This is a genomic window from Streptomyces purpureus (genome assembly GCF_014648195.1).
GTDB lineage: Bacteria > Actinomycetota > Actinomycetes > Streptomycetales > Streptomycetaceae > Streptomyces > Streptomyces purpureus.
Window position 1 is genome coordinate 36,156 of sequence record NZ_BMQQ01000006.1, and the last position, 22,286, is coordinate 58,441.

The following is a 22,286-nucleotide window of genomic DNA, read 5'->3' on the forward strand; positions in this document are numbered from 1 at the left end:
GGGGCTACTGGAGGGGGAACGCGGCGAGCAGGCGGTTGCCGTACGAGATCACCTGTCCGGCCTTCTCGTGGGCGCAGAAGCGGGTGCCCGCGGTCTCGTAGACCTTGGCGGTCGTGTGCGTGCCGACGTCGACCGCGCGCAGGCCCGAGGGGTCGCGCGCGTAGACGTAGTTCGTGCCGACGACCGGGCGTTCCACGAGGTCGGTCCGGGCGCCCTGCGTGCCCTTCTCCTGCCAGCGGACCTTGCCGGTCGCGGCGTCGACGGCGACGATGCCGATGCCCTTCTGCACCGCGTACACCGCACCGTTCTTGACGGCGGGCGGGCCGACGACCCGGCCCGGGACCTTCCAGGCCTCGCCGCCGTCGCTCAGGCGCAGCGCGCGCAGGGTGCCCGAGCCCAGGTACACGTGCCGCTCGTCGGTGGTCAGCCGCTCGCGGACCTGCTCCGGCTTGATCCCGGCGAACGGCTTGTCCCAGATCGGGGCGCCTGTACGGGTGTTACGGGCCACGACCCGGACCTCGCCCTTGTTGGTCTCCTGGAGCAGGACGAGCCGGTCGCCGACGACCCGGCCCGCGAGGAAGTGCAGCCGGTCGGACTTGTCAGGGCGGCGCGGCAGGGACTGCTTCCAGCGGACCTTTCCCGTGCGGCTGTCGATGGCGGTGAGCCACCACGACTGGGCGTGGTCGAAGTAGGACATCTCCTTGTCGCGTTCCTTGCCCGGGGCGGTGGCGTAGATGACGCCGCCGCTCGCGCAGATCAGCTGGATCTCGTAGACGACGCCGTTGTACTCGCCGATCAGCGGCACCCGCCGCTTCGGCTGCCCGGTGGACAGGTCGATCGACTCGATCAGCAGCGGCCAGGGCTTGCCCTTGTTGCCGACGGACTCCTTGATCTCACCGACCCGGTAGAGCTCCGTACCGTCGGAGGTCACCTGCCAGTTCGGCTCCACCTCGCCGGTGGTCCAGCGCGCCACGCCGGTGGCGGCGTGGACGCCGGCGAAGCCGTTGCCGATGGCGAGGACGACCTGGTCACCGAGGGGGAACGGCACCGACGCGAGGGCCGGGGTGAGGTCGATGCCGGTCGGCTGGCCCACCGCGATCTGCCAGGTGTACTCGGGCTTCGGCTCCGCCGGCTCGGTGGGGGAGGAGGAGGGGGAAGCGGTGGGGCCGGCGGCTGGCTCCTTGCCGCGTACCCGCCCCGCCCACGTCCAGGTTCCGAAGCCCACCGCCGCGACGCCGAGGGCCGATCCGCCGCCGACCGCAAGGAGACGGCGGCGGGAGACGGCGGGGGTGTCCGGGGCCGTCGGGGCCAGGGCGGAGTCCGCCGGGGCCGGGAGGCGGTAGGGCTGGTACTGCCAGACCTCGGTCGCCCTGCGGGCGATCTCCGCGAGCAGCGGGTCGGGCAGATGGTCGGCGAAGTCACCGTGCCCGTCGTGGAGTTCGGCCGCGAGCTGGGCCGTGGTGGGACGCTGGGCGGGGTCCTTGGCGAGGCAGCGGGCCAGGACGGGCACCAGGGACGGCGGGACGTCCGACAGCTCCGGCTCGCTGTAGCGGACGCGGTAGAGCAGGTCGGCCGCCTGCCCGCCGCCGAACGGGCCGTGGCCGGTCGCCGCGAAGACCAGCACACCGGCCAGGGCGAAGACGTCACCGGCGGGGGTGTGCTCCTGGCCGGTGGCCTGCTCAGGGGACATGAAGGCGGGCGTGCCCGCCGCCGCGCCCGTACGGGTCAGATGGGTGTCCCCGGCCGCCCGGGCGATACCGAAGTCGATGACCTTGGGGCCGTACGCCGTCACCATCACGTTCGACGGCTTGAGGTCCCGGTGGACCACGTCCGAGGAGTGGAGCTGCGCCAGCGCGCCGGCGAGCGCGGCGCCCAGGGCCCGTACCGACGCCTCGGGCAGCGGGCCGCACAGCCCGACCGCGTCGTCGAGCGGCGGGCCGAGGACGTACTCCGTCGCCAGCCAGGGGGTTTCGGCCTGCGGGTCCGCGTCGAAGACCGCGGCGCCGTGCTGCCCGCCGATGATCCGGGCCGCGTCGGTCTCCAGCCGGAAGCGGGTACGGAAGGCGGGGTCGGTGGCGATCCGCGCGTGCATGGTCTTCAGTGCGACGGTACGGCTGGTGGCGCCGCGGGCGAGGTAGACCGTGCCCATGCCGCCGCTGCCCAGCCGGGCGATCAGGCGGTACGTGCCGAAGCCGGCCGGGTCGTCGTGGGTGAGGGGGGACAGCATGGCCTTCAGTTCCAGGTCTGTGGGACGTGGGGGGTGAACGGGGGCTGGGGGAGGCGGAGTTCGGCGGCGAGGACCTCGGCCGACTGGCGGGCGAGGGCGGCGACGATCCGGCCGGGGAGCCAGCCCGGTGTCATCAGGGATCCCGCCGAGCTGAGCACGGTGGCGTGCGGGGCGGGGGGTGCCAGCTCGGTCAGGGCGTCGGCCGCGGTGGGCCGGCCGGCCGGGTCCCGGCTCAGGCATGCGGAGATCAACGGGCGTAGACCGGCGGGGAGTTCGTCCCCTTCGGGGACGGTGTGCCCGGTGGCGGCGTACGCGAGGACCGCGCCCAGCGCGTAGATGTCGCCGGGTGGGCGCGGGCGGCCGCCCGAGACCTGTTCGGGGGCGATTCCGCCCGGCTCCAGGCCCGGGAGCCCGGCGCGCTGTTCACCGTCGGGCGCTGCGGCCCGTACGGCACCGAAGCAGGTCAGTCGCGGCCCGTCGCCGGTGATCAGAACGGCGGCGGGGGAGAGGCCCGCGTGCGTCAGGCCCTGGGCGTGGGCGGTCTGCAGCGTCTCGGCGAGGGCGGCGCCCAGCGCGCGTACGGTCCGCTCGGGCAGCGGGGAGCCGTGCACGGCGAGGGCGACCGGCAGGGGCAGCGCGGGCAGGTACGGGACGGCGTACCAGGGCACCTCCCCGGGCGCGGCCACCTCCGCGACGGGCGCGACCCAGGGCCCCATGAGACGCCGGCCCGCCTCCGCCTCCACGGCGAAACGGCCGGGGTCGGCGCCTGGGAGCGGGGAGTTGACCAGGACCGTACGGTCGCCGTCGGCGCTGCGGGCGATGAAACGACGGCAGGTGACGTGGCCGCCGGGCGGGTCGAGCCGGGTGATGAGGTGGTACGGGCCGATCTGCCGTGCGGCGGGGACAGGGGCAGTGGCAGGGGCGCCGCCCGGGCGCGGCCGTTCCATGTACACATCCCCCTCAGCTGTCACCAGAGCAAGCAGGAGCCTACTCATATCCCAGAGTGGCCCTGGTCAGTGGGCGGCGGATCCGTCGCCGGGCGGACGCGCGCCGAGTGCGCCTACTGATCGGCGGCTGAGCTGCCCGAAGCTGTCGGGGCGCGGGCGGCGCGGCCGGGCGTCGGGCCCAGGGGGCGCGGTGGCTGTACGCCAAGCTGGGTCTCAAGGGCCAGCTCTTGTGGGGGCCTGTCGAGAGGCCTGGCTGAGCGTTCCCGGAATTCCGGCGAACGCCCGACCCAGCTGTCCCCAGGGTCCTGCTCGGAGGCCGTGGCGGGAATCGAACCCGCGTAACTCGCTTTGCAGGCGAGCCCCTGAACCACTCGGGCACACGGCCGTGTTGGCGACATCAACGACCGTACGGGCCGCCGCCCCGGCCCCTCAAGAGCGGCGCCCGCCCCGCAACACGACTGCCATGCCGCGTTCACAGCGGTGCGGCGGAGGCGGCGGTCGTACAACCGTCGTACGACCAAAGGCGCACCCCGGCCCCGCCTTGCGACAGGGTTCAAAACCGGTATCGCCCCTTACTCTGGGCTCATGAGCGCCCTTGAACCACCGGACACCGACATACCGGCCCGCCAGACCGCCCACCCCGCCGCCCCCGCACAAGGCGGCGGCAGCGTGCTCGACCGGGCCCATCGGGCGCTCTCCGTCGGCATCGTCTCCGTCGTCCTGCTGATCGCCTTCGAGGCCACCGCCGTCGGTACGGCCATGCCCGTCGCCGCACGCGAGCTGGACGGCGTCCCCCTCTACGCCTTCGCGTTCTCCGCGTACTTCACCACCAGCCTCTTCGCGATGGTCCTGTCCGGGCAGTGGTCCGACCGGAGCGGGCCGCTCGCCCCGCTCACCGCCGGCATGTCCGCCTTCGCCGCCGGGCTGCTGCTGTCCGGCACGGCGGGCACGATGTGGCTGTTCATCGCGGGCCGGGCCGTGCAGGGCCTCGGCGGGGGTCTGGTGATCGTCGCGCTGTACGTCGTCGTCAGCCGTGCTTACGCCGAGGCGCTGCGGCCCGCGATCATGGCCGCGTTCGCCGCGAGCTGGGTCATCCCCTCGGTCGTCGGCCCGCTCGCCGCCGGCACCCTCACCGAACACCTCGGCTGGCGCTGGGTGTTCGTCGGCATCCCGGCCCTCGTCGTCCTGCCGCTCGCCCTCGCGCTGCCCGCGATCCGGCGCACCGCCTCGGGGCCGGCGGACCCGCACGCGCCGGTGGCCGCGTTCGACCGGCAGCGGATCCGGCTGGCGTTCGGGATCTCGCTGGGCGCCGGGCTGCTCCAGTACGCGGGGCAGGAGCTGCGCTGGCTCTCCCTCTTCCCGGCCGTGGCCGGCGTGGCGCTGCTCGTGCCGTCCGTGCTGGGGCTGCTGCCGCGCGGCACCTACCGGGCGGCGCGCGGACTGCCGTCCGTGGTCCTGCTGCGCGGCATCGCGGCCGGGTCGTTCATCGCGGCCGAGTCCTTCGTGCCGCTGATGCTGGTCACCGAGCGCGGCCTCAGCCCGACCCTCGCCGGGATGTCGCTGGCCGTCGGCGGTGCCAGCTGGGCCCTCGGCTCGTACATCCAGGCCCGGCCGTGGGCCGAGCCGCACCGGCAGAGGCTGATGGTGCTCGGCATGGTCCTGGTCGCCGCGGCCATCGCGGCCGCGCCGAGCGTACTGATCCCCGCGGTGCCGGCCTGGACGGTCGCGGTCGCCTGGACGTTCGGCTCCCTCGGCATGGGCCTGGTCATCGCCTCCACCAGCGTCCTGCTGCTGACGCTCTCCGCCCCCGACGAGGCCGGCGCGAACTCCGCGGCCCTGCAGATCTCCGACGGCCTCTCCAACGTCATCCTCCTCGCCACCGGCGGCGCGGCCTTCGCGGCCCTCGGCGGCGGCGCGATGTCCCACGCCGCCCCCACTGCCTCCTCGGCCTCCCACCCGGCGGCCTTCGCGGCGGTGTTCCTGCCGATGGCCGCGGTGGCGCTCGCCGGGGCGTGGGTGGCGACCCGCCTGAGCGCGCCGGAAACGCGCTGACACCGGGCGGTACCATGCGGTACCGTCGAGACATGGCTGGTCTCAATGTCAGGTTCACCGAGGAAGAGCTGGATGCCCTGCGCGAGCGGGCCGAGGCGGAGGGACGCAGCATGCAGTCCTTCGCCCATGACGCGGTCCTCAGGGCCATAAACGAACACTCGCGGCTGTTCAACGAGGCGGCCGATCACGTGCTGAAGGTGAGCGAGGAGCTGAACCGGAGGCTCGCCTGATCCAGTACCTCACGTTGCCCGAGCTGCTCAGGCTGGCCGAGCGACTCGGTGCCGCGGAAGTGCGCGACTACGGCTTGCTCGACTCCGCGCTCGCGCGGCCCCAGTCGAGCGTGTTCGGGCAGGACGCCTACCCGGATGTCTGGCAGAAGGCCGCGGCGCTGATGGAGTCCCTCGCCCGCAACCACGCCCTCGTCGACGGCAACAAGCGTCTGGCCTGGTACGCGACCTGGGTCTTCCTCCATATGAACGGCCATCCGCTCGACGCGGGGTTCGACGTCGACGCGGCTGAGCAGTTCGTGCTGGACGTCTGCCAGGGCGCGCTCGACGTGCCCAAGATCGCCGCACAGTTGCCGGTGTTCAGTCGCTGAGGCGAGCACACGGGGCGCCACGAGTGTGACGCCCGTCGCACTCCGCGAGGTCACCGCGTCGCGCGGCCGGGACGGGGACCGGGCCGCCGGTAAGGTGGCCCGGTTGTCGTACGGACATCCCGTGTACCCGAGCCCGTGAACCGGAGACCGTGACTACTACCGCCTCCCATCACCTCTCACCCGCCTTCCCCGGCCGGGCCCCTTGGGGCACCGCCAACAAGCTGCGTGCCTGGCAGCAGGGCGCCATGGAGAAGTACATCCAGGAGCAGCCGCGCGACTTCCTCGCGGTGGCGACCCCCGGCGCCGGAAAGACCACCTTCGCGCTGACCCTCGCCTCCTGGCTGCTGCACCACCACGTCGTGCAGCAGGTCACCGTCGTCGCGCCCACCGAGCACCTCAAGAAGCAGTGGGCCGCCGCGGCCGCGCGGATCGGGATCAAGCTCGACCCCGACTACAGCGCCGGACCCCTCAGCAAGGAGTACCAAGGCGTCGCCGTCACGTACGCGGGTGTCGGCGTACGGCCCATGCTGCACCGCAACCGCTGCGAGCAGCGCAAGACGCTCGTCATCCTCGACGAGATCCACCACGCCGGTGACTCCAAGTCCTGGGGCGAGGCCTGCCTGGAGGCGTTCGACCCAGCCACCCGGCGGCTCGCGCTGACCGGTACGCCCTTCCGGTCCGACACCAACCCCATCCCCTTCGTCACGTACGAAGAGGGCAACGACGGCATCCGCCGCTCCTCCGCCGACTACACCTACGGCTACGGCAACGCCCTCGGCGACGGCGTCGTCCGGCCCGTCATCTTCCTCTCCTACAGCGGCAACATGCGCTGGCGCACCAAGGCCGGTGACGAGGTCGCCGCCCGGCTCGGCGAGCCGATGACCAAGGACGCCATCTCCCAGGCCTGGCGCACCGCCCTCGACCCGCGCGGCGACTGGATGCCCAACGTGCTGCGCGCCGCCGACCAGCGGCTGACCGAGGTCAGGAAGGGCATCCCGGACGCCGGCGGGCTGGTCATCGCCAGTGACCAGGACTCGGCCCGCGCCTACGCCAAACTGATCAGGGAGATCACCGGCACCAAGGCCACCGTCGTCCTCTCCGACGACGTCGGCGCCTCCAAGCGGATCGACGAGTTCAGCGAGAACGACGACCGCTGGATGGTCGCGGTCCGCATGGTGTCCGAGGGCGTCGACGTGCCCCGCCTCGCCGTCGGCGTGTACGCCACCACCATCTCCACCCCGCTCTTCTTCGCCCAGGCCGTCGGCCGTTTCGTACGATCCCGCAGGCGCGGCGAGACCGCCTCCGTGTTCCTTCCGACGATTCCCAATCTCCTCGGATTCGCCAACGAGATGGAGGTCGAGCGCGACCACGTCCTCGACCGCCCCAAGAAGGACGGCGAGGAGGACCCGTACGCCGAGTCCGAGAAGGAGATGGCGGAGGCCGAGAAGCAGCAGGACGAGGACACCGGCGAGCAGGACATGCTGCCCTTCGAGGCGCTGGAGTCCGACGCCGTCTTCGACCGGGTCCTTTACGACGGCGCAGAGTTCGGCATGCAGGCCCACCCGGGCAGCGAGGAGGAGCAGGACTACCTCGGCATCCCCGGCCTCCTCGAACCCGACCAGGTGCAGCTGCTCCTGCAGAAGCGCCAGGCCAGGCAGATCGCGCACAGCCGCAAGAGGCCCGACTCCGAGGCCGACCTGCTGGAGCTTCCCGCCGAGCGGCGGCCGGTCGTCTCCCACAAGGAGCTCCTGGAGCTGCGCAAGCAGCTCAACACGATGGTCGGCGCCTACGTCCACCAGAGCGGCAAGCCGCACGGCGTCATCCACACCGAGCTGCGCCGTGTCTGCGGCGGTCCGCCGAGCGCGGAGGCGACCGCGGGCCAGATCCGGGAGCGGATCAAAAAGGTCCAGGAGTGGGCGACCCGGATGCGGTAGCCGGACCCCGCGGGGTCCAGCGGGGGGCGTGGGGAGGGGTGTATAGGGGGCGTACGAGCGGGCCACGGACATAGTTCGTCTTGACCTCCAAAGCCGCACGTCGGAGCGGAGGACACCCCTAACGGGGATCAAGGCCTCATGGACGCCCGGATTCTGGACGAGGGCTTCCGCTGAGCGGAGCCGGTCGCTACTGTCCCCCGCAACATGCACGCCCCGTGGCAGCGCCGCCGCGGAGCGCAGCCGGTGTGCCATGGCCTGCCGGCGGCCTCTCCGTGCGTCGCCGCTTGGGACCGGTGTCGCAACCCCGTGAGAGTGTCCGCCGTCACTCACTCCGAAGGAGGGGGCGTCGTGACCGCGGAGACTTCCCAGACGCTCGACCGGGGCCTCAGGGTCCTGAAACTGCTTGCCGACACCGACCACGGGCTGACCGTCACCGAGTTGTCCAACAAACTCGGCGTCAACCGGACCGTCGTCTACCGTCTGCTCGCCACACTCGAACAGCACGCCCTCGTCCGCCGCGACCTGGGCGGCCGTGCCCGGGTGGGACTCGGCGTGCTCAGGCTCGGCCGCCAGGTCCACCCGCTCGTACGGGAGGCGGCGCTGCCCGCGCTGCGCTCGCTCGCCGAGGACATAGGCGCCACGGCCCACCTGACCCTGGTGGACGGCGCCGAGGCGCTGGCCGTCGCGGTCGTGGAGCCGACCTGGACCGACTACCACGTCGCCTACCGCGCCGGGTTCCGCCACCCGCTGGACCGGGGCGCGGCCGGCCGGGCGATCCTCTCCGCCCGCCAGGCCGGCGGCCTGGGCGACCCCGGCTTCACCCTCACCCACGGCGAACTGGAGGCGGGCGCGAGCGGGGCGGCCGCGCCGCTGATCGGCGTCACCGGCATCGAGGGCAGCGTCGGAGTGGTCATGCTCGCGGACGCCATCCCCGAACGGGTCGGCCCCCGCGTCCTGGACGCGGCCCGAGAGGTGGCGGACGCGCTGCGCTAGCGAGCCGCCTCGCCGACCCTTGGCGGGTCTGGGGGAGTGGCTGTTGGCCGGTGCGGGGCGCGTCCTCGTACGCTCCGCGGCCCTGGCGGATGCGGTGTGCGATCCCTCGTACGCCCGCGGGCGCTCGGCCGGTCCGGGGCGAGCCGTCGTCTGCTCCGCAGGTCCTGGCGGATGCCGGGTGCGCCCTCGCACGCTCCCCAGCCCCTGGCGGATGCGGGGGCGCGCCGTCGTACGCCCCACAGTCCCTTAGCGGGTCCCGGGGTTAGCCGTCGTACGCCTGCGGGCCCAGGCGGATGCCGGGTGCGCCCTCGCACGCTCCGCAGCCCCTGGCGGATGCGGGGGCGCGCCGTCGTACGCCCCGCCGACCCCTGGCCGGTCCCGGGTGAGCCGTCGTACGCCCGCGGGCGCTCGGCCGGTCCCGGGCGAGCCCGTCGTGCGCCCCGCCGGTGGCCGGCCGATACATTGGCCGGGTGCTCTCCCGTCTCGGCCACCTCACCCGTACCCGCGCGCTGCTGCTCTGCGCGCTGCCCCTCGTCGCGCTGATGCTCGTCGTCGGGGTGGCGCCGCTGCCGTACTCCGTGGCGCAGCCCGGTCCCACCGCGGACGTGCTCGGCACGGACGAGGGGAAGCCGGTGATCACGATCTCCGGGGCACAGACGCGGCCGACGAGCGGGCAGCTGCGGATGACGACCATCGTGGCGACCGGACCGTCCGCCGACATCGGACTCGGGCAGGTCGTGGACGGATGGTTCCGTACGGACCGGGCCGTGCTGCCCCGCAACTCCGTCTACCCCGCCGGGAAGTCCGACGCCGAGGTCGCGAGGCACAACCTGGAGCAGATGACCGAGTCGCAGGACGTGGCCGTGCGGGCCGCCCTCGGCTACCTCGGCAAGGACCCGAAGCAGGTAAAGGTCACCCTGCACCTCGCCGACGTCGGCGGCCCGAGCGCCGGGCTGCTGTTCTCGCTCGGCATCGTCGACAAGCTCCAGGGCGCCGGCGCCGGCAAGGACCTCACCGGCGGGAAGACCATCGCCGGTACGGGCACGATCGAGGCGGACGGAACGGTCGGCGCGGTCGGCGGGGTCTCCCTGAAGACCCAGGCGGCCGGACGGGACGGGGCCACCGTCTTCCTCGTACCGAAGGCGGAGTGCGGGGACGCCCAGTCCGAACTGCCCAAGGGCATGCGGCTCATCCCGGTCTCCACCCTCAAGGACGCGGTCTCCTCCCTCCGCGCCCTCGGCGAGGGCGGCCCGGTCCCCAGCTGCTGAGGCCTTGCTGACGAGGTCAGACGGCCGTCGGGTGGACCGTCCGAGGCTGAGGGGCGGCCAGGCGCAGCCCCAGCTCGACCAGTGCCCAGCCCACCTGGGCCCGTACGGCATGGGCGGCCCGCGCCGCGCGCGCCTCGCTGGACCGGTGGGGGAGCAGCGCGGCGGCCGCCGCCTCATGGCGCAGCTCGGTGGAGCGCAGTTCGTGCATCCGCAGGTGGATGTCCGCGTGCATGGCGGGTGTCCCTTCGGTCGTCTGGGTCGTGTCGGTCGTCTCGGTCGGTCAGGCGTTGCGCTGGGGGAACGCGTGCAGATGGACGCGGACGCGCTCGGCGTCGCCGGGCTCGGCGAACGCGTAGCTCCGGATCAGGGCGTGCAGCTTCTGGTCCAGTTCGCGTAGCTGCTCCGGGGTGACGTGCAGGGTGAAGTCGCTCAGGTCGGACGCGGCGACCCACTCGTCGGACCAGTCGGCCCGGGTGCCGATCCAGGTCGAGAGCTCCTGGCTGTGGATGGTCGCGATCTCGTGCAGATAGACGTCGGCCGCGCCGCGGGTCTCCGGGTCGGCGTCCCGGAGTGCCGACTCGTCGAAGGTGGTGCCCTGCTGGGCCGCCTGCCACCAGCGCTCCCGGCCCTTGCCGCGCTCCGGGGCGTCCTCGACGAACCCGTGCGCGGCGAGCTGCCGCAGGTGGTAGCTGGTGGCTCCGCTGGACTCGCCCAGACGGTCGGCGAGCTGCGAGGCGGTGGCGGGGCCGTGCCGCCGCAGGGCCTGGAGCAGGCGGATACGGAGCGGATGGGCGAGGCCGCGCAGGGACCGCGGGTCGAGCGCGCGCTCCACGCGCTTGGGTGCGTCCGGCGCCGGTGACTGGGGATCGGACTCGGCGGACTCGGGAGAGGTCTCGGGCTCGGGCATGCTTCGACTCTAGGCGTGCAAAGGAGTCCTTGCAAGTACTTCTTTGCAAGGACTCCTTTGCACGCCGCCCCGGGGGTCCGCTACGGCTCCTCGTCCCGCGCCGCCTGTTCCACCAGCGGGATGATCCTGAGCGGTACGGGGTTCTCCATCACGATCGCCGTCGACGCGCGCACGATCCCGTCGAAGCCGACCACCCGGTCGATCACCCGCTGGAGGTCGGCGTTCGAGCGGGCGACCAGGCGGCAGAGCATGTCGCCGTGGCCGGTGGTCGTGTGCAGCTCCAGGACCTCCGGCACGGTCGCCAGGTGGGCGCGGATGTCCCCGCCCTGGCCCTGCTTGATCTCCAGGGTGGCGAACGCGGTCACGGGGTATCCCAGCGCGGCCGGGTCGACGTCCGGGCCGAAGCCGCGGATCACGCCGTTCGATTGGAGGCGGTCCAGCCGCGCCTGGACCGTGCCCCTGGCCACGCCGAGGCGGCGGGAGGCCTCCAGGACCCCGATCCGCGGCTCCCGTGCCAGCAGCACGATGAGACGGCCGTCCAGATGATCGATCCCCATGACGGACTCCTGATGGTCACCATGTACAGATAGCCCGGCCATACTGGCCGCTGCCTATGCAGATTGCCCAGACTAATCACAAACTATTGCGCAGCTTGTGGATCGGAGAGAGTCTGCCGCCATGACTGAGACCATCGATCACACCCCCTCCACGGCGCGGCAGGCCGACCCCTTCCCCGTGAAGGGAATGGACGCGGTCGTCTTCGCCGTCGGCAACGCCAAGCAGGCCGCCCACTACTACTCCACGGCCTTCGGCATGAAGCTCGTCGCCTACTCCGGACCGGAGAACGGCAGCCGCGAGACGGCCAGTTACGTCCTCACCAACGGCGCCGCCCGCTTCGTGTTCACCTCCGTCATCAAGGCCTCCACCGACTGGGGTCGCTTCCTCGCCGAGCACGTCGCCGAGCACGGCGACGGCGTCGTGGACCTGGCCATCGAGGTGCCGGACGCCCGGGCCGCGTACGCCTACGCCGTCGAGCACGGCGCCCGCGGCCTCACCGAGCCGTACGAGGTCAAGGACGAGCACGGCACCGTCGTCCTCGCCGCCATCGCGACGTACGGCAAGACCCGCCACACCCTCGTCGAGCGCTCCGGCTACGACGGCCCGTACCTCCCCGGCTTCGTCGCCGCGAAGCCGATGGTCGAGCCGCCGGCCAAGCGCACCTTCCAGGCGATCGACCACTGCGTCGGCAACGTCGAGCTCGGCAAGATGAACGAGTGGGTCGGCTTCTACAACAAGGTCATGGGCTTCACGAACATGAAGGAGTTCGTGGGCGACGACATCGCCACCGAGTACTCGGCGCTGATGTCGAAGGTCGTGGCCGACGGCACGCTCAAGGTCAAGTTCCCGATCAACGAGCCGGCGATCGCGAAGAAGAAGTCGCAGATCGACGAGTACCTCGAGTTCTACGGCGGCGCGGGCGTCCAGCACATCGCCCTGGCCACCAACGACATCGTGGCGACCGTCCGGGCGATGCGCGCGGCGGGTGTCCAGTTCCTCGACACCCCGGACTCGTACTACGACACGCTGGGCGAGTGGGTCGGCGACACCCGCGTGCCGATCGAGACGCTGCGTGAGCTGAAGATCCTCGCGGACCGCGACGAGGACGGCTACCTGCTGCAGATCTTCACCAAGCCGGTCCAGGACCGCCCGACCGTCTTCTTCGAGATGATCGAGCGCCACGGCTCGATGGGCTTCGGCAAGGGCAACTTCAAGGCCCTCTTCGAGGCGATCGAGCGCGAGCAGGAGAAGCGCGGCAACCTCTAGCCCGCAGAACCCGTGGGTCCGGCACCGCAACGGGGGGCCGGGCCCGCGGTCGCGGCCGGGCCGCGCGTGCCGCGTTCGACTGCCGCCCGTCGGCCGCAGGCAGCGTGGGCGGGGCCCGTCCGGCGGGCACACGGCGGCGCGGACGGGTGGTCGCGTCGGCTGCCGCCCACGGCCGCTCGGCGGCCGCAGGCAGCGTGGGCCGAGCCCGTCCGCCGGGCACACGGCCGCGCGGCAAGCGCCAACGCGCCGCCCGCCGTGCCGCCCGCCCCCGCCCCGTCAGTCCGTCCGCGTGGACGCCGACGATGCCGAGGACGTCGACGACGAAGCCGCCCCGGCGGACGAGGCCGACGCAGACGACGACCCCGTTCCCGACGTCCACCCCGCCCCCGATGTCGACGCCCTCGGCGTCGAGCCGGAGGCCGACGACGGCGACGACGCCGTCCTGGGGCCGGCCGTCCGGCCGGAGGGCGGCTCGACCGAGCCGCGGCGCTGGCCGGGCGGCTTGCCCGTCTCCCGGGCCGGCTGTCGCTCGGTCGCCGGTGGCTTCGGGTACATCTGGCGCGGGCCGCCCTCCGGCGGGTCGCCCAGCGAGGACAGGGACTCCTTCGCCCGCGGCGCCAGCAGCGGCGAGAAGTGCGGATTGATCCGCAGCGCCTCACCGATGTGGCGGCGCGCCGCCCCGTACTCGCCGAGCGCACGCTCGACCTCCCCGCGGTGGTACGTGAACAGCGCGCTGCGCACCCCGCTCTCCGTCGCCCGCTTCGCGAACTCCAGCGCCTGCCGCGGCTCGCCCGCCTTCAGCAGCGCCCATCCGAGCGCGTCGGCCACCTCCACCGAACGGTGCTTGGCCCACAGGGTCCGCAGCCGCACCACGGCCGCCTCCGGATCGCCGTGGTCCGCCTCGAACCGGCCGAGGACCAGCGTGTCGTCGGCCCCGCCCGGGTTCCCCCGCCGCTGCCGGTCGTGCAGCACCGCGTACCGTTCCTGCGCGTCAGTGTCGAGCCCCAGCGACTCGTACAACTCCCCGGACTCCAGGGCGTACGACGCCAGCGGGAGCGCCCGCAGCGCGGCCTCGTAGTCGCGGAACGCCTCGTCCGTACGCCCCAGCGCCCCCAGTGCCCGGGCCCGGCCCGCCAGCGACGGGCCGTGGCCCGGCAGCAGCCGCAGCGCCGCGTCGTAGTTGTCGACCGCCTCGGCCAAATCGCCGCGCTCCCAGGCCAGTTCCCCCAGCCGGTGCAGGCATGCCGCCTTCTCGGCCGGGGTCGCCGCGCGCGCCACGGCCTCCGCAGCGGTGGCCGCCGCGTCCTCGCGCCAGCCCCGGTCCCGGTACGACTGCGCCGTCCGGGCCAGCACCGGTGACCCGGTGCGCAGCTTCCCCAGCTGCTCCACGGCCTCCCGCGCCGCCTTGTAGTTGCCCAGGCCGTTGTACGCCTCGAACAGCACCGGATACGCCGTCCACCGCTTCGGCTTCAACCGACGCGCCTGCTCCCCCCACCGCCACGCCGTCATGTAGTCGCCGCGCGCGTTGGCCAGCGCCCCGAGCCCCACCTGCGCGTCCACGTTCCCCTCCTCGGCCGGGAGCGCCGCCAGGGACCGGCGCAGCGCCCACTCCGCCCGCCGGAAACTCGCCGGTTCCCCGACGCGGGTGCCGCGCTCGGTGTACGCCGCGCCAAGCACCGCCCAGGACTCCTCGTCCTTGGGGTGCTTACTCAGCCACTTCTCCCGGTCGTCGATGAGCGCGGCCAGATCCGGCAGCGTCGCCTGCGCCCCGGAGGCCACCGCCGTCATCGCCCGCGCGGCCGGCCCCGGCGCCGGCGCGGGCACGTCCTGCACCATTCCGGGCACGAACATCAGAGCCGACCCCACCAGCACCGCGCCCGCCACCGAAACCAGGACCGTCCTTGTGACCGTTTCCGTCTTCATGGCGCTCTTCATGGCGCTCACTGTGCGTCGGTACGAAGACCACACGAAGGCCACACTCCGCCCGGTGAAGCGGATCGGCCGACGGGTTCACACCGATGGCCCCCGGTGCCAGGCTGGGATCATGGACGATCTCCTGGCACAGCTCCACGATCGGCTCCGTGCGGGCCTCCCGGCCGAAGCCCTCATCACCGACCCGGACGTCACCGCTTCGTACGCCCACGACATGGCGAGCTTCTGCGCGGCGGGCACCCCCGCCGTCGTGGTCCTCCCGCGCACCGTCGAGCAGGTCCAGCACGTCATGCGCACCGCCACCGCGCTGCGCGTCCCGGTCGTCCCGCAGGGCGCCCGCACCGGCCTGTCCGGCGCCGCCAACGCCTCCGACGGCTGCATCGTGCTCTCGCTCACCAAGATGGACCGGATCCTGGAGATCAGCCCGGTCGACCGGATCGCCGTGGTCGAACCGGGCGTCGTCAACGCCGTCCTCTCGCGCGCCGTCGGCGAACACGGCCTCTACTACCCGCCGGACCCCTCCAGCTGGGAGACCTGCACGATCGGCGGGAACATCGGGACCGCCTCCGGCGGCCTGTGCTGCGTCAAGTACGGCGTCACCGCCGAGTACGTCCTCGGGCTCGACGTCGTCCTCGCCGACGGCCGGCTGATGTCCACCGGCCGCCGCACCGCCAAGGGCGTCGCCGGCTACGACCTCACCCGGCTCTTCGTCGGTTCCGAAGGCAGCCTCGGCATCGTTGTCAAAGCGGTGCTGGCGCTGCGCCCCAAGCCGCCCCGACAGCTCGTGCTCGCCGCCGAGTTCCCCTCCGCGGCCACCGCCTGCGACGCCATTTGCGCGATCATGGAACGCGGTCACACGCCCTCACTCCTCGAACTGATGGACCGCACCACCATCCGCGCGGTCAACCAACTCGCCCACATGGGCCTGCCCGACACCACCGAGGCGCTGCTGCTCGCCGCCTTCGACACCCCGGACCCGACCGCCGACCTGCTCGCCGTCGGCGAGCTCTGCACCGCCCACGGAGCCACCCAGGTCGTCCCCGCCGAGGACGCGGCGGAGTCCGAACTGCTCCTCCAGGCGCGTCGGTTGTCGCTCACCGCGCTGGAGACCCTGAAACCCGCCACCATGATCGACGACGTCTGCGTCCCCCGCTCCCAGCTCGCCGACATGATCGAGGGCACGTCCGCCGTCGCCGAGAAGTACGACCTCACCATCGGCCTGTGCGCCCACGCCGGCGACGGCAACACCCATCCCGTCGTCTGCTTCGACCACCACGACCCCGACGAGTCACGGCGCGCCCGCGAATCCTTCGACGAGATCATGGCCCTCGGTCTGGAACTCGGCGGGACCATCACCGGCGAACACGGCGTCGGTGTCCTGAAGAAGGAGTGGCTCGCCCGCGAACTCGGGCCCGTAGGGCTCGAACTCCAACGCGGCATCAAGCAGACCTTCGACCCGCTCGGGATCCTCAACCCCGGCAAACTCTTCTGACTCACCGCCCGCGGCCGTCAGACCTCGCCCTCCTGCGACTCGTCCGACGGCCACGGGTCGCTCAGCCACAGGTCGTCGGCGGCCGCCGGGGCGAGCAGCCGGGCCAGGCCGTCGTCGATCCCCAGCTGCTCCGACTCCGTACCCGGCTCGACGGTGACCAGCGTCCGCTCCAGCCACGCCGCGAGCTGAGCGGCCGGCGCCTCCAGCAGGGCGTCCCCATCGGGTGATGACAGCGCCATCAGGATGACGCTCTGCCCGTCCACTTTGGTGGGCCAGATCCGCACGTCTCCGTGACCGCACGGCCGGAACACCCCTTCGACGAGCAGCTCGCGGGCGAAGGTCCAGTTCACGGGGTGCTCGGAGCCGACGTGGAAGGTGATGTGGACCGCGTACGGATCGTCCACGCGGTAGGTCAGCCGGGCCGGTACGGGGATGCTGCGCTCGGGCGAGAGCACCAGCTTCAGTTCCAGTTCGCGCTCCACCACGGTGTCCTGCTGCATGAGCCTGCCACTTCCTCTCGGGTACGGGGCCCAGGAGCGGGCCGTACTGGAGAGAGCGGCTTGCCCGCCGGTCATGACGCGACTTCCGCGAAAAACTTCTCACTACTTTCCGTGACCGGTCCGTCGCCTGATCGTGGCCTTCGGGCGTCGCTCGTACGCGGGGCTTTCTGTCAAGCTCCTTGTTCCCGGGCTCACGTTCTTCGTTACTGTCCTCCTTGGCCCGGCGGAGACGCATCGTGTGAGTGAACGGAGATGGGGCAGTGGCTACGCCTCCAGGTGACGGCGGGAACGCACCCCGGGAAGGGTATTACCCGGATCCTTCCATTCCCGGATATGTCCGGTACTGGAACGGTGCCGCCTGGGTGCCGGGCACCAGCAGGCCCGCACCCAAGGACGGCGAGGGCATGCCCACGCCGCCCCCGGCGGCCGTGTCCGCCCCGGTGCCGGCCCCGGCGCCCGCGCCCGCCCCGGCTCCCTCGGTCGAGGAGACCGGGCCGATGTTCTTCGACGAGCTGGAGGAGGAACCGGCCGCGGAGACCCGGCCCGAGCCCGCCTCCGCCTGGCAGGCGGACACGGCCCGCCAGACCGGCTTCGGCGGCGACCGCGACCGTCGGGTCTCCTGGGGCGCCCCCGAACCGCAGGAGCCCGCCCCCACCTCGGCCGACCCCCGCCGCCCGGCCTCCGCATCCGCTCCCGCCGCCCGGGAGTCCGAGCGGTCCGTTGACCCGACGGGCGGGCAGCTGCCGGGCGTGCGGCAGGTGGAGTCGCGCACGCCCGAGCCGCAGCCGGACGGCGGCACGATGACCATCCGCGCGATGAGCCCCCAGCCCCAGCCGGCCCCCCGGACCCAGCAGCCCGAGCCGCAGCCTTTGCCCCGGCCGCGCCCGCAGCCGCAGGTCCCGGCCCAGGCCCACCCGCAGCCCCAGCCGGCGCCGCAGCCCGCCGAGCCGCAGACGCCGGTCACCCAGGGCCCTGGCGGCGGCGCGGCCTCCTGGGCGCAGCAGGTCCACCAGCTGGCCCAGCCCGACCCCCAGCCCCAGCCTCAGGTGCGGGTGCAGCAGCCCCAGACGCCCGTCATGCCCTGGAAGCCGCCGGTCGAGGACCCCTTCCTCAAGGCCGCCCAGGCGCAGGCCGCCGCCCGCCCCGCCGCCCTCGGCAAGCGGCTCGCGGCGCGGCTCATCGACACCGTCGTCCTCGGCGCGGCGGTCGGCGCCGTCTCCGTCCCCTTCGTCCTCCAGGCGCTCGACCACATCAACGGCAAGATCGAGGCGGCCAAGCAGTCGGGTGTGACCGTGCAGGTCTGGCTCGTCGACTCCACCACCTCCGTCCACTTCGGCATCGCCCTGGCCGCCCTGCTCGTCCTCGGGGTGCTGTACGAAGCGGTGCCCACCGCCAAATGGGGCCGTACGCTCGGCAAGAAGCTCTGCGGTATCGAGGTGCGCGACATCGAGGCGCACGAGCCGCCCACCTTCGGCGCCGCGCTGCGCCGCTGGCTGGTCTACAGCGTGCTCGGCCTGCTGGTGCTGGGCGTCCTGAACGTCCTGTGGTGTCTCTTCGACCGGCCCTGGCGCCAGTGCTGGCACGACAAGGCGGCCCGCACCTTCGTGGCCGGCTAGCCCCCGGGGGAGGGGTCCCCCGAACGGCATACGCGCCGTTGCGGGCCCCTGCCCGCCGGGGTGCACTGCCCCCATGAGCAACGATCAGCCGCCGTCAGGCCAGCCGCCCGAGGACGATCCGTTCCGCAAGAGGCCCCAGGAGCCTCCGCCGCCGTCCGGGGGCTCCGAACCACCGCCCCCGACGGGCCCGCCCGGGGGTACGCCGCCCCCCGAGGGCCCGCCGCCCGGCTCCCCGTACGGCTCACCGCCCCCGGGTGAACCCCCGCCCGGCTCCCCCTACGGCGGCTCCCCGTACGACAACGCCCCCCCGCCCCCACCGCCGTACGGCTCCTACGGAGGCGGCGGCTACGGCGGCACCGATCCGCTCTCCGGGATGCCGCCGCTCGCCGACACGGGCAAGCGGATCGTGGCCAGGTTCATCGACTGGCTGATCATCACCATTCCGCTGGCGCTCATCGGCATCCCGTTCGACATCTACGGGCGGGTCACGGAGGAGACCGACGACTTCGGCGACGCCATCGCGACGTACAACGGCGGCACCCAGCTCGTCTTCCAGCTGATCTCGATCGTGGCGTACATCGCCTACGACACCGTGCTGACCGCCAAGAACGGACAGACCCTCGGCAAGCGGCTGATGAAGCTGCGGACCGCGATGCTCAACGACGGCTCCACGCCGCCGATGAACGCCTCGCTCGTCCGCGCGCTCGTGCTGTGGCTGCCCGCGCTGATCTGCTGCGCCTGCCTGTGGCCGCTGCTGATCCTCGTCCTGATCGTGGTCGACAAGCCCTACAAGCAGGGCCTGCACGACAAGGCCGCCAAGACGGTGGTGGTGTCAACGACGCAGTGAGTGCTCACTGATGCGGCTGTCGGTGCCCGCGGCCGACCGGGGCCGCGGAGAGGGTATCCGGCTCCCTTGAGGCCGGGACGCGGAGGCGGCGGAGTGGTCCTTCTCGGAGGACCGGTCCGCCGCTTTCCTCCTGCCCGGCAGGGGGACGGTCATCGCGACCAGCAGCCCGAGCAGGAGCGCCGCGACACCGATGACCGCGACGCCGACGCCCGTCGTCGTACCGAAGAGCAGAAGCATGGCGACGGTCGAGAAGACGACGGTGGCCGAACCGTAGGCGAGCTGTGCGGCAGTCGGACGCGGCATGACGGATTCCGTCCTCGAAGCAACGTATACGGGGTGTCTCGCACCTGGGTCGCACTGACAAACGACTCTACGACGGTGGATGCCCGAGAGGAACCGGTAGTAAGCGTGACCTAACCCACGGTACCGGTGCATGAGGGGCGCGCAGGAGCACCGTCCCCCTCGACGCGCCCGTGTGATGCGCCCGTTCGGCGTTCGTATGACGTTTCCCGACTGTCCGTATATCGGAAACGCCGTTCTGCATAGTGTAGTTGGCCTGTTCAAGTCAAGGTCTGTCTTTTCCCGTGAAACTCCGGTCGAATGTCGTCACTTGTGACGCGCGTTTCCGACCTGCGGACATCACCCCACCCCCGGTCCGCGGATGCGGGCGCCGGGGAGGACAACATCAAGTGAGCAACAGACGACGGGCGATGAGAGCGTCCGCGGTCTTCGTGGCCCTCGCGACCACCGCCGCCACGGCCTCGGCCCTGACCACGGCTCAGGCCGACAACCACGTCTCCGCCCCCACCGCGATCGAGCGCCATGACCCGGCGCCGGGGGCACACCACCACGACAAGACGGCGGTCGACCACGACCTCGAGGGTCCGTTCAGCAAGCAGCGCGAGCAGCAGCGCAAGGCGGCCCTGGAGAAGGTGCTCAGCGGCGAGTCCAAGGTGGAGCGCCGCGGCGGCTCCCAGGTCGTGAAGCTCGACGCCAAGAAGTACGTCGAGCTCGGCCGCGAGAAGACCGACAAGATCTTCACGATCCTGGTCGAGTTCGGCGACAAGGTGGACAACACCACCATGGTCGACCGCAAGGACGACGAAACGGACGAGCCCAAGCCGAAGTTCGGCGGCACGCCCGGCCCGCTGCACAACAAGATAGCCAAGCCCGACCGCGCGGTGGACAACTCCACGGCCTGGCAGGCGGACTACAACCGGCAGCACTTCCAGGACCTCTACTTCGGCACCGGCAAGGACAAGAAGGGCAAGCCGAAGCAGTCCCTGAAGACCTACTACGAGCGCACCTCCTCCGGCCGCTACTCGGTCGACGGCGCCGTCTCCGACTGGGTCAAGGTCGACTACAACGAGGCCCGGTACGGCTCCAACTACTGCGGCAACAGCAACTGTTCCAACGTCTGGGACGCGGTCCGCGACGGCGTCACCGCCTGGGTCGCCGACCAGAAGGCCAAGGGCCGCACCGACGCCCAGATCAAGGCCGACATGGCCAAGTACGACCTCTGGGACCGCTACGACTTCGACGGCGACGGCAACTTCAACGAAGCCGACGGCTACATCGACCACTTCCAGATCGTGCACGCCGGCGAGGACGAGTCCGCGGGCGGCGGCGCCCAGGGCGGCGACGCGCTGTGGGCCCACCGCTGGTACGCGTACGGCACCGACGCCGGCAAGACCGGCCCGGCGCACAACAAGGCCGGCGGCACCCAGATCGGCTCCACCGGCATCTGGGTCGGCGACTACACCATGCAGCCCGAGAACGGCGGCCTCGGTGTCTTCGCCCACGAGTACGGCCACGACCTGGGCCTGCCCGACCTGTACGACACCTCGGGCAAGAAGGGCGCCGAGAACTCGGTCGGCTTCTGGTCCCTGATGTCGGCCGGCTCCTGGCTCGGCACCGGCAAGGACGCCATCGGCGACCTGCCCGGCGACATGACCTCCTGGGACAAGCTCCAGCTCGGCTGGCTGAACTACACCAAGGTCTCCAACGACCAGCGTGCCAAGAAGTCCACGCACAAGCTGGGTGTCTCGGAGTACAACACCAAGAACCCGCAGGCACTCGTCGTCGAGCTGCCGAAGAAGAAGGTCACCACCGACGTCGTGCAGCCCGCCGAGGGCGCCACCCAGTGGTGGAGCGACATGGGTGACGACCTCAAGAACACCCTCACCCGCTCCGTCGACCTCACCGGCAAGTCCAAGGCCGAGCTCTCGCTGAGCGGTTGGTACGACATCGAGCTGGACTACGACTACCTCTACACAGAGGTGTCGACGGACGGCGGCGCCAAGTGGACCGCGCTGGACGGCACCGCCGACGGCAAGGCCCTGCCGCGTGACGCCAGCGGCGCCCCCGCGCTGACCGACGTCTCCGGCGCGTACAAGAAGCTCGTCTTCCCGCTGGACGCCTACGCCGACAAGAAGATCGACCTCCGCTTCCGCTACCAGACCGACGGCGGCGCGGGCGGCAAGGGCTTCGCGGCCGACGCCATCCAGATCACCGCCGACGGCGCCGCGCTCTTCACCGACGGCGCCGAGAACGGCGACAACGGCTGGACCGCGAAGGGCTTCTCCCGGATCGGCAAGGGCTTCACCAAGGAGTACGAGCAGTACTACCTGGCCGAGAACCGCCAGTACGTCTCTTACGACGCCACCCTCAAGGTCGGCCCGTACAACTTCGGCTTCGCCGGTGACAAGGCCAGCTGGGTCGAGCACTACCCGTACCAGACCGGTCTGCTGGTCTGGCTGTGGGACACCTCCCAGAAGGACAACAACACCGCCGTCCATCACGGCTCGGGCCTGATCCTGCCGATCGACGCCCACGCCAAGCCGATGAAGTGGAAGGACGGCTCGCTCCTGCGCAACAAGATCCAGCCGTTCGACGCGCCGTTCAGCCGCTACGCCACGGACAGCTTCACGCTCCACAAGGCGGGCGTCCCGCTGCGGATCAAGCCGCAGGCCGGCAACCCGGTCTTCGACGACCGCAAGGGCGTCTACTGGCACGCCGAGAACCCGCAGGGCAGCGTTCAGGTAACTGACACCAACACCAAGATCGCGATCGTCCAGCAGCCGCGCAACGGCCAGACGATCACCGTCCAGGTGGGTCCCTCGACCAAGTAAAAGGCATAACCGCAGGTC

At 71.9% G+C, this 22,286-nt stretch carries 19 protein-coding genes and 1 tRNA gene; 11 read left to right on the forward strand and 9 right to left on the reverse strand.

Annotated elements, in window-relative coordinates; translation table 11 throughout:
* Nucleotides 1-4: 4 nt before the first annotated feature.
* From IEZ01_RS10335 to IEZ01_RS10345, 3 genes are all read right to left on the reverse strand, one after another.
* Entirely contained in the window at nt 5-2,227 is a 2,223-nt protein-coding gene (locus tag IEZ01_RS10335; protein WP_189201257.1) for a serine/threonine-protein kinase, read from the reverse strand.
* A gap of 5 nt (nt 2,228-2,232) precedes the next feature.
* Nucleotides 2,233-3,174 (reverse strand): protein kinase family protein, encoded by a 942-nt coding sequence (locus IEZ01_RS10340; RefSeq protein ID WP_189201259.1) that lies wholly within the window; start codon nt 3,172-3,174, stop codon nt 2,233-2,235.
* Between the two features lie 313 nt (nt 3,175-3,487).
* Nucleotides 3,488-3,559, reverse strand: a tRNA-Cys gene (locus IEZ01_RS10345).
* A gap of 200 nt (nt 3,560-3,759) precedes the next feature.
* Between IEZ01_RS10345 and IEZ01_RS10350 the strand changes: the two genes are divergently transcribed.
* The 6 genes from IEZ01_RS10350 to IEZ01_RS10375 all read left to right on the forward strand — a co-directional run bounded on the left by IEZ01_RS10350 (nt 3,760) and on the right by IEZ01_RS10375 (nt 10,019).
* Nucleotides 3,760-5,226, forward strand: coding sequence for an MFS transporter (locus tag IEZ01_RS10350; RefSeq protein ID WP_189201261.1), 1,467 nt, complete (start codon nt 3,760-3,762; stop codon nt 5,224-5,226).
* Nucleotides 5,227-5,258: 32 nt separating this feature from the next.
* Nucleotides 5,259-5,456, forward strand: coding sequence for a plasmid mobilization protein (locus IEZ01_RS10355; protein ID WP_028797586.1), 198 nt, complete (start codon nt 5,259-5,261; stop codon nt 5,454-5,456).
* A complete protein-coding gene (locus IEZ01_RS10360) occupies nt 5,456-5,824 on the forward strand; it encodes a type II toxin-antitoxin system death-on-curing family toxin (protein WP_019886729.1) in 369 nt (122 codons plus the stop codon). Before IEZ01_RS10355 ends, IEZ01_RS10360 begins: the two co-directional genes overlap by 1 nt.
* A 149-nt stretch (nt 5,825-5,973) precedes the next feature.
* Nucleotides 5,974-7,758, forward strand: a complete 1,785-nt coding sequence (locus IEZ01_RS10365) for a DEAD/DEAH box helicase (protein WP_078513299.1) — start codon at nt 5,974-5,976, stop codon at nt 7,756-7,758.
* Nucleotides 7,759-8,106: 348 nt separating this feature from the next.
* Nucleotides 8,107-8,751: an IclR family transcriptional regulator gene (locus IEZ01_RS10370; protein WP_019886726.1), complete on the forward strand. Its 645-nt coding sequence runs from the start codon at nt 8,107-8,109 to the stop codon at nt 8,749-8,751.
* A gap of 470 nt (nt 8,752-9,221) precedes the next feature.
* Complete coding sequence (locus IEZ01_RS10375; protein ID WP_019886725.1) at nt 9,222-10,019, forward strand: YlbL family protein; 798 nt, start codon at nt 9,222-9,224, stop codon at nt 10,017-10,019.
* Between the two features lie 16 nt (nt 10,020-10,035).
* Here the strand turns inward: IEZ01_RS10375 and IEZ01_RS10380 are convergent, their stop codons facing one another.
* The 3 genes from IEZ01_RS10380 to IEZ01_RS10390 form a co-directional block, all read right to left on the reverse strand.
* Nucleotides 10,036-10,251, reverse strand: coding sequence for a hypothetical protein (locus IEZ01_RS10380; protein ID WP_019886724.1), 216 nt, complete (start codon nt 10,249-10,251; stop codon nt 10,036-10,038).
* Between the two features lie 48 nt (nt 10,252-10,299).
* Nucleotides 10,300-10,926, reverse strand: coding sequence for a winged helix-turn-helix domain-containing protein (locus IEZ01_RS10385; RefSeq protein ID WP_189201263.1), 627 nt, complete (start codon nt 10,924-10,926; stop codon nt 10,300-10,302).
* An 80-nt stretch (nt 10,927-11,006) separates the two neighbouring features.
* Nucleotides 11,007-11,483 carry an Lrp/AsnC family transcriptional regulator gene (locus tag IEZ01_RS10390; protein WP_019886720.1) on the reverse strand — a complete coding sequence of 159 codons (477 nt, stop codon included), beginning with the start codon at nt 11,481-11,483 and terminating at the stop codon, nt 11,007-11,009.
* Nucleotides 11,484-11,604: 121 nt separating this feature from the next.
* On the opposite strand from IEZ01_RS10390, the gene hppD reads away from it, so the two are divergent.
* On the forward strand, nt 11,605-12,750 hold the full coding sequence (gene hppD / locus IEZ01_RS10395; RefSeq protein WP_019886719.1) for a 4-hydroxyphenylpyruvate dioxygenase: 1,146 nt from the start codon (nt 11,605-11,607) through the stop codon (nt 12,748-12,750).
* Nucleotides 12,751-13,026: 276 nt separating this feature from the next.
* Here hppD and IEZ01_RS10400 read toward each other — a convergent pair whose 3' ends face one another.
* Nucleotides 13,027-14,685: a tetratricopeptide repeat protein gene (locus IEZ01_RS10400; RefSeq protein ID WP_189201265.1), complete on the reverse strand. Its 1,659-nt coding sequence runs from the start codon at nt 14,683-14,685 to the stop codon at nt 13,027-13,029.
* Between the two features lie 109 nt (nt 14,686-14,794).
* On the opposite strand from IEZ01_RS10400, the gene IEZ01_RS10405 reads away from it, so the two are divergent.
* On the forward strand, nt 14,795-16,174 hold the full coding sequence (locus IEZ01_RS10405; protein ID WP_189201266.1) for an FAD-binding oxidoreductase: 1,380 nt from the start codon (nt 14,795-14,797) through the stop codon (nt 16,172-16,174).
* A gap of 17 nt (nt 16,175-16,191) precedes the next feature.
* Here IEZ01_RS10405 and IEZ01_RS10410 read toward each other — a convergent pair whose 3' ends face one another.
* Nucleotides 16,192-16,674 carry an SsgA family sporulation/cell division regulator gene (locus IEZ01_RS10410; RefSeq protein WP_019886715.1) on the reverse strand — a complete coding sequence of 161 codons (483 nt, stop codon included), beginning with the start codon at nt 16,672-16,674 and terminating at the stop codon, nt 16,192-16,194.
* A gap of 242 nt (nt 16,675-16,916) precedes the next feature.
* Between IEZ01_RS10410 and IEZ01_RS10415 the strand changes: the two genes are divergently transcribed.
* Nucleotides 16,917-18,290 carry an RDD family protein gene (locus IEZ01_RS10415; RefSeq protein WP_373287588.1) on the forward strand — a complete coding sequence of 458 codons (1,374 nt, stop codon included), beginning with the start codon at nt 16,917-16,919 and terminating at the stop codon, nt 18,288-18,290.
* Nucleotides 18,291-18,363: 73 nt separating this feature from the next.
* Nucleotides 18,364-19,137, forward strand: a complete 774-nt coding sequence (locus tag IEZ01_RS10420; protein WP_019886713.1) for an RDD family protein — start codon at nt 18,364-18,366, stop codon at nt 19,135-19,137.
* Here the strand turns inward: IEZ01_RS10420 and IEZ01_RS10425 are convergent.
* On the reverse strand, nt 19,123-19,440 hold the full coding sequence (locus tag IEZ01_RS10425; protein ID WP_019886712.1) for a hypothetical protein: 318 nt from the start codon (nt 19,438-19,440) through the stop codon (nt 19,123-19,125). The two genes, IEZ01_RS10420 and IEZ01_RS10425, sit on opposite strands and share 15 nt — an antisense overlap.
* A 386-nt stretch (nt 19,441-19,826) precedes the next feature.
* Here IEZ01_RS10425 and IEZ01_RS10430 point away from each other — a divergent pair, with 386 nt between their 5' ends.
* Complete coding sequence (locus IEZ01_RS10430; RefSeq protein WP_189201270.1) at nt 19,827-22,268, forward strand: immune inhibitor A domain-containing protein; 2,442 nt, start codon at nt 19,827-19,829, stop codon at nt 22,266-22,268.
* Nucleotides 22,269-22,286: the final 18 nt, after the last annotated feature.

Excerpts from the sequence above, each read along its gene's own strand:
- IEZ01_RS10420 (WP_019886713.1), top strand. The coding sequence starts at position 18,364 with ATGAGCAACGATCAGCCGCCGTCAGGCCAGCCGCCCGAGGACGATCCG.
- IEZ01_RS10340 (WP_189201259.1), bottom strand. The coding sequence starts at position 3,174 with ATGGAACGGCCGCGCCCGGGCGGCGCCCCTGCCACTGCCCCTGTCCCC.
- IEZ01_RS10335 (WP_189201257.1), bottom strand. The coding sequence starts at position 2,227 with ATGCTGTCCCCCCTCACCCACGACGACCCGGCCGGCTTCGGCACGTAC.
- IEZ01_RS10385 (WP_189201263.1), bottom strand. The coding sequence starts at position 10,926 with ATGCCCGAGCCCGAGACCTCTCCCGAGTCCGCCGAGTCCGATCCCCAG.
- IEZ01_RS10400 (WP_189201265.1), bottom strand. The coding sequence starts at position 14,685 with ATGAAGAGCGCCATGAAGACGGAAACGGTCACAAGGACGGTCCTGGTT.
- IEZ01_RS10355 (WP_028797586.1), top strand. The coding sequence starts at position 5,259 with ATGGCTGGTCTCAATGTCAGGTTCACCGAGGAAGAGCTGGATGCCCTG.
- IEZ01_RS10390 (WP_019886720.1), bottom strand. The coding sequence starts at position 11,483 with ATGGGGATCGATCATCTGGACGGCCGTCTCATCGTGCTGCTGGCACGG.
- IEZ01_RS10405 (WP_189201266.1), top strand. The coding sequence starts at position 14,795 with ATGGACGATCTCCTGGCACAGCTCCACGATCGGCTCCGTGCGGGCCTC.
- IEZ01_RS10380 (WP_019886724.1), bottom strand. The coding sequence starts at position 10,251 with ATGCACGCGGACATCCACCTGCGGATGCACGAACTGCGCTCCACCGAG.
- IEZ01_RS10425 (WP_019886712.1), bottom strand. The coding sequence starts at position 19,440 with ATGCCGCGTCCGACTGCCGCACAGCTCGCCTACGGTTCGGCCACCGTC.
- hppD (WP_019886719.1), top strand. The coding sequence starts at position 11,605 with ATGACTGAGACCATCGATCACACCCCCTCCACGGCGCGGCAGGCCGAC.
- IEZ01_RS10410 (WP_019886715.1), bottom strand. The coding sequence starts at position 16,674 with ATGCAGCAGGACACCGTGGTGGAGCGCGAACTGGAACTGAAGCTGGTG.
- IEZ01_RS10350 (WP_189201261.1), top strand. The coding sequence starts at position 3,760 with ATGAGCGCCCTTGAACCACCGGACACCGACATACCGGCCCGCCAGACC.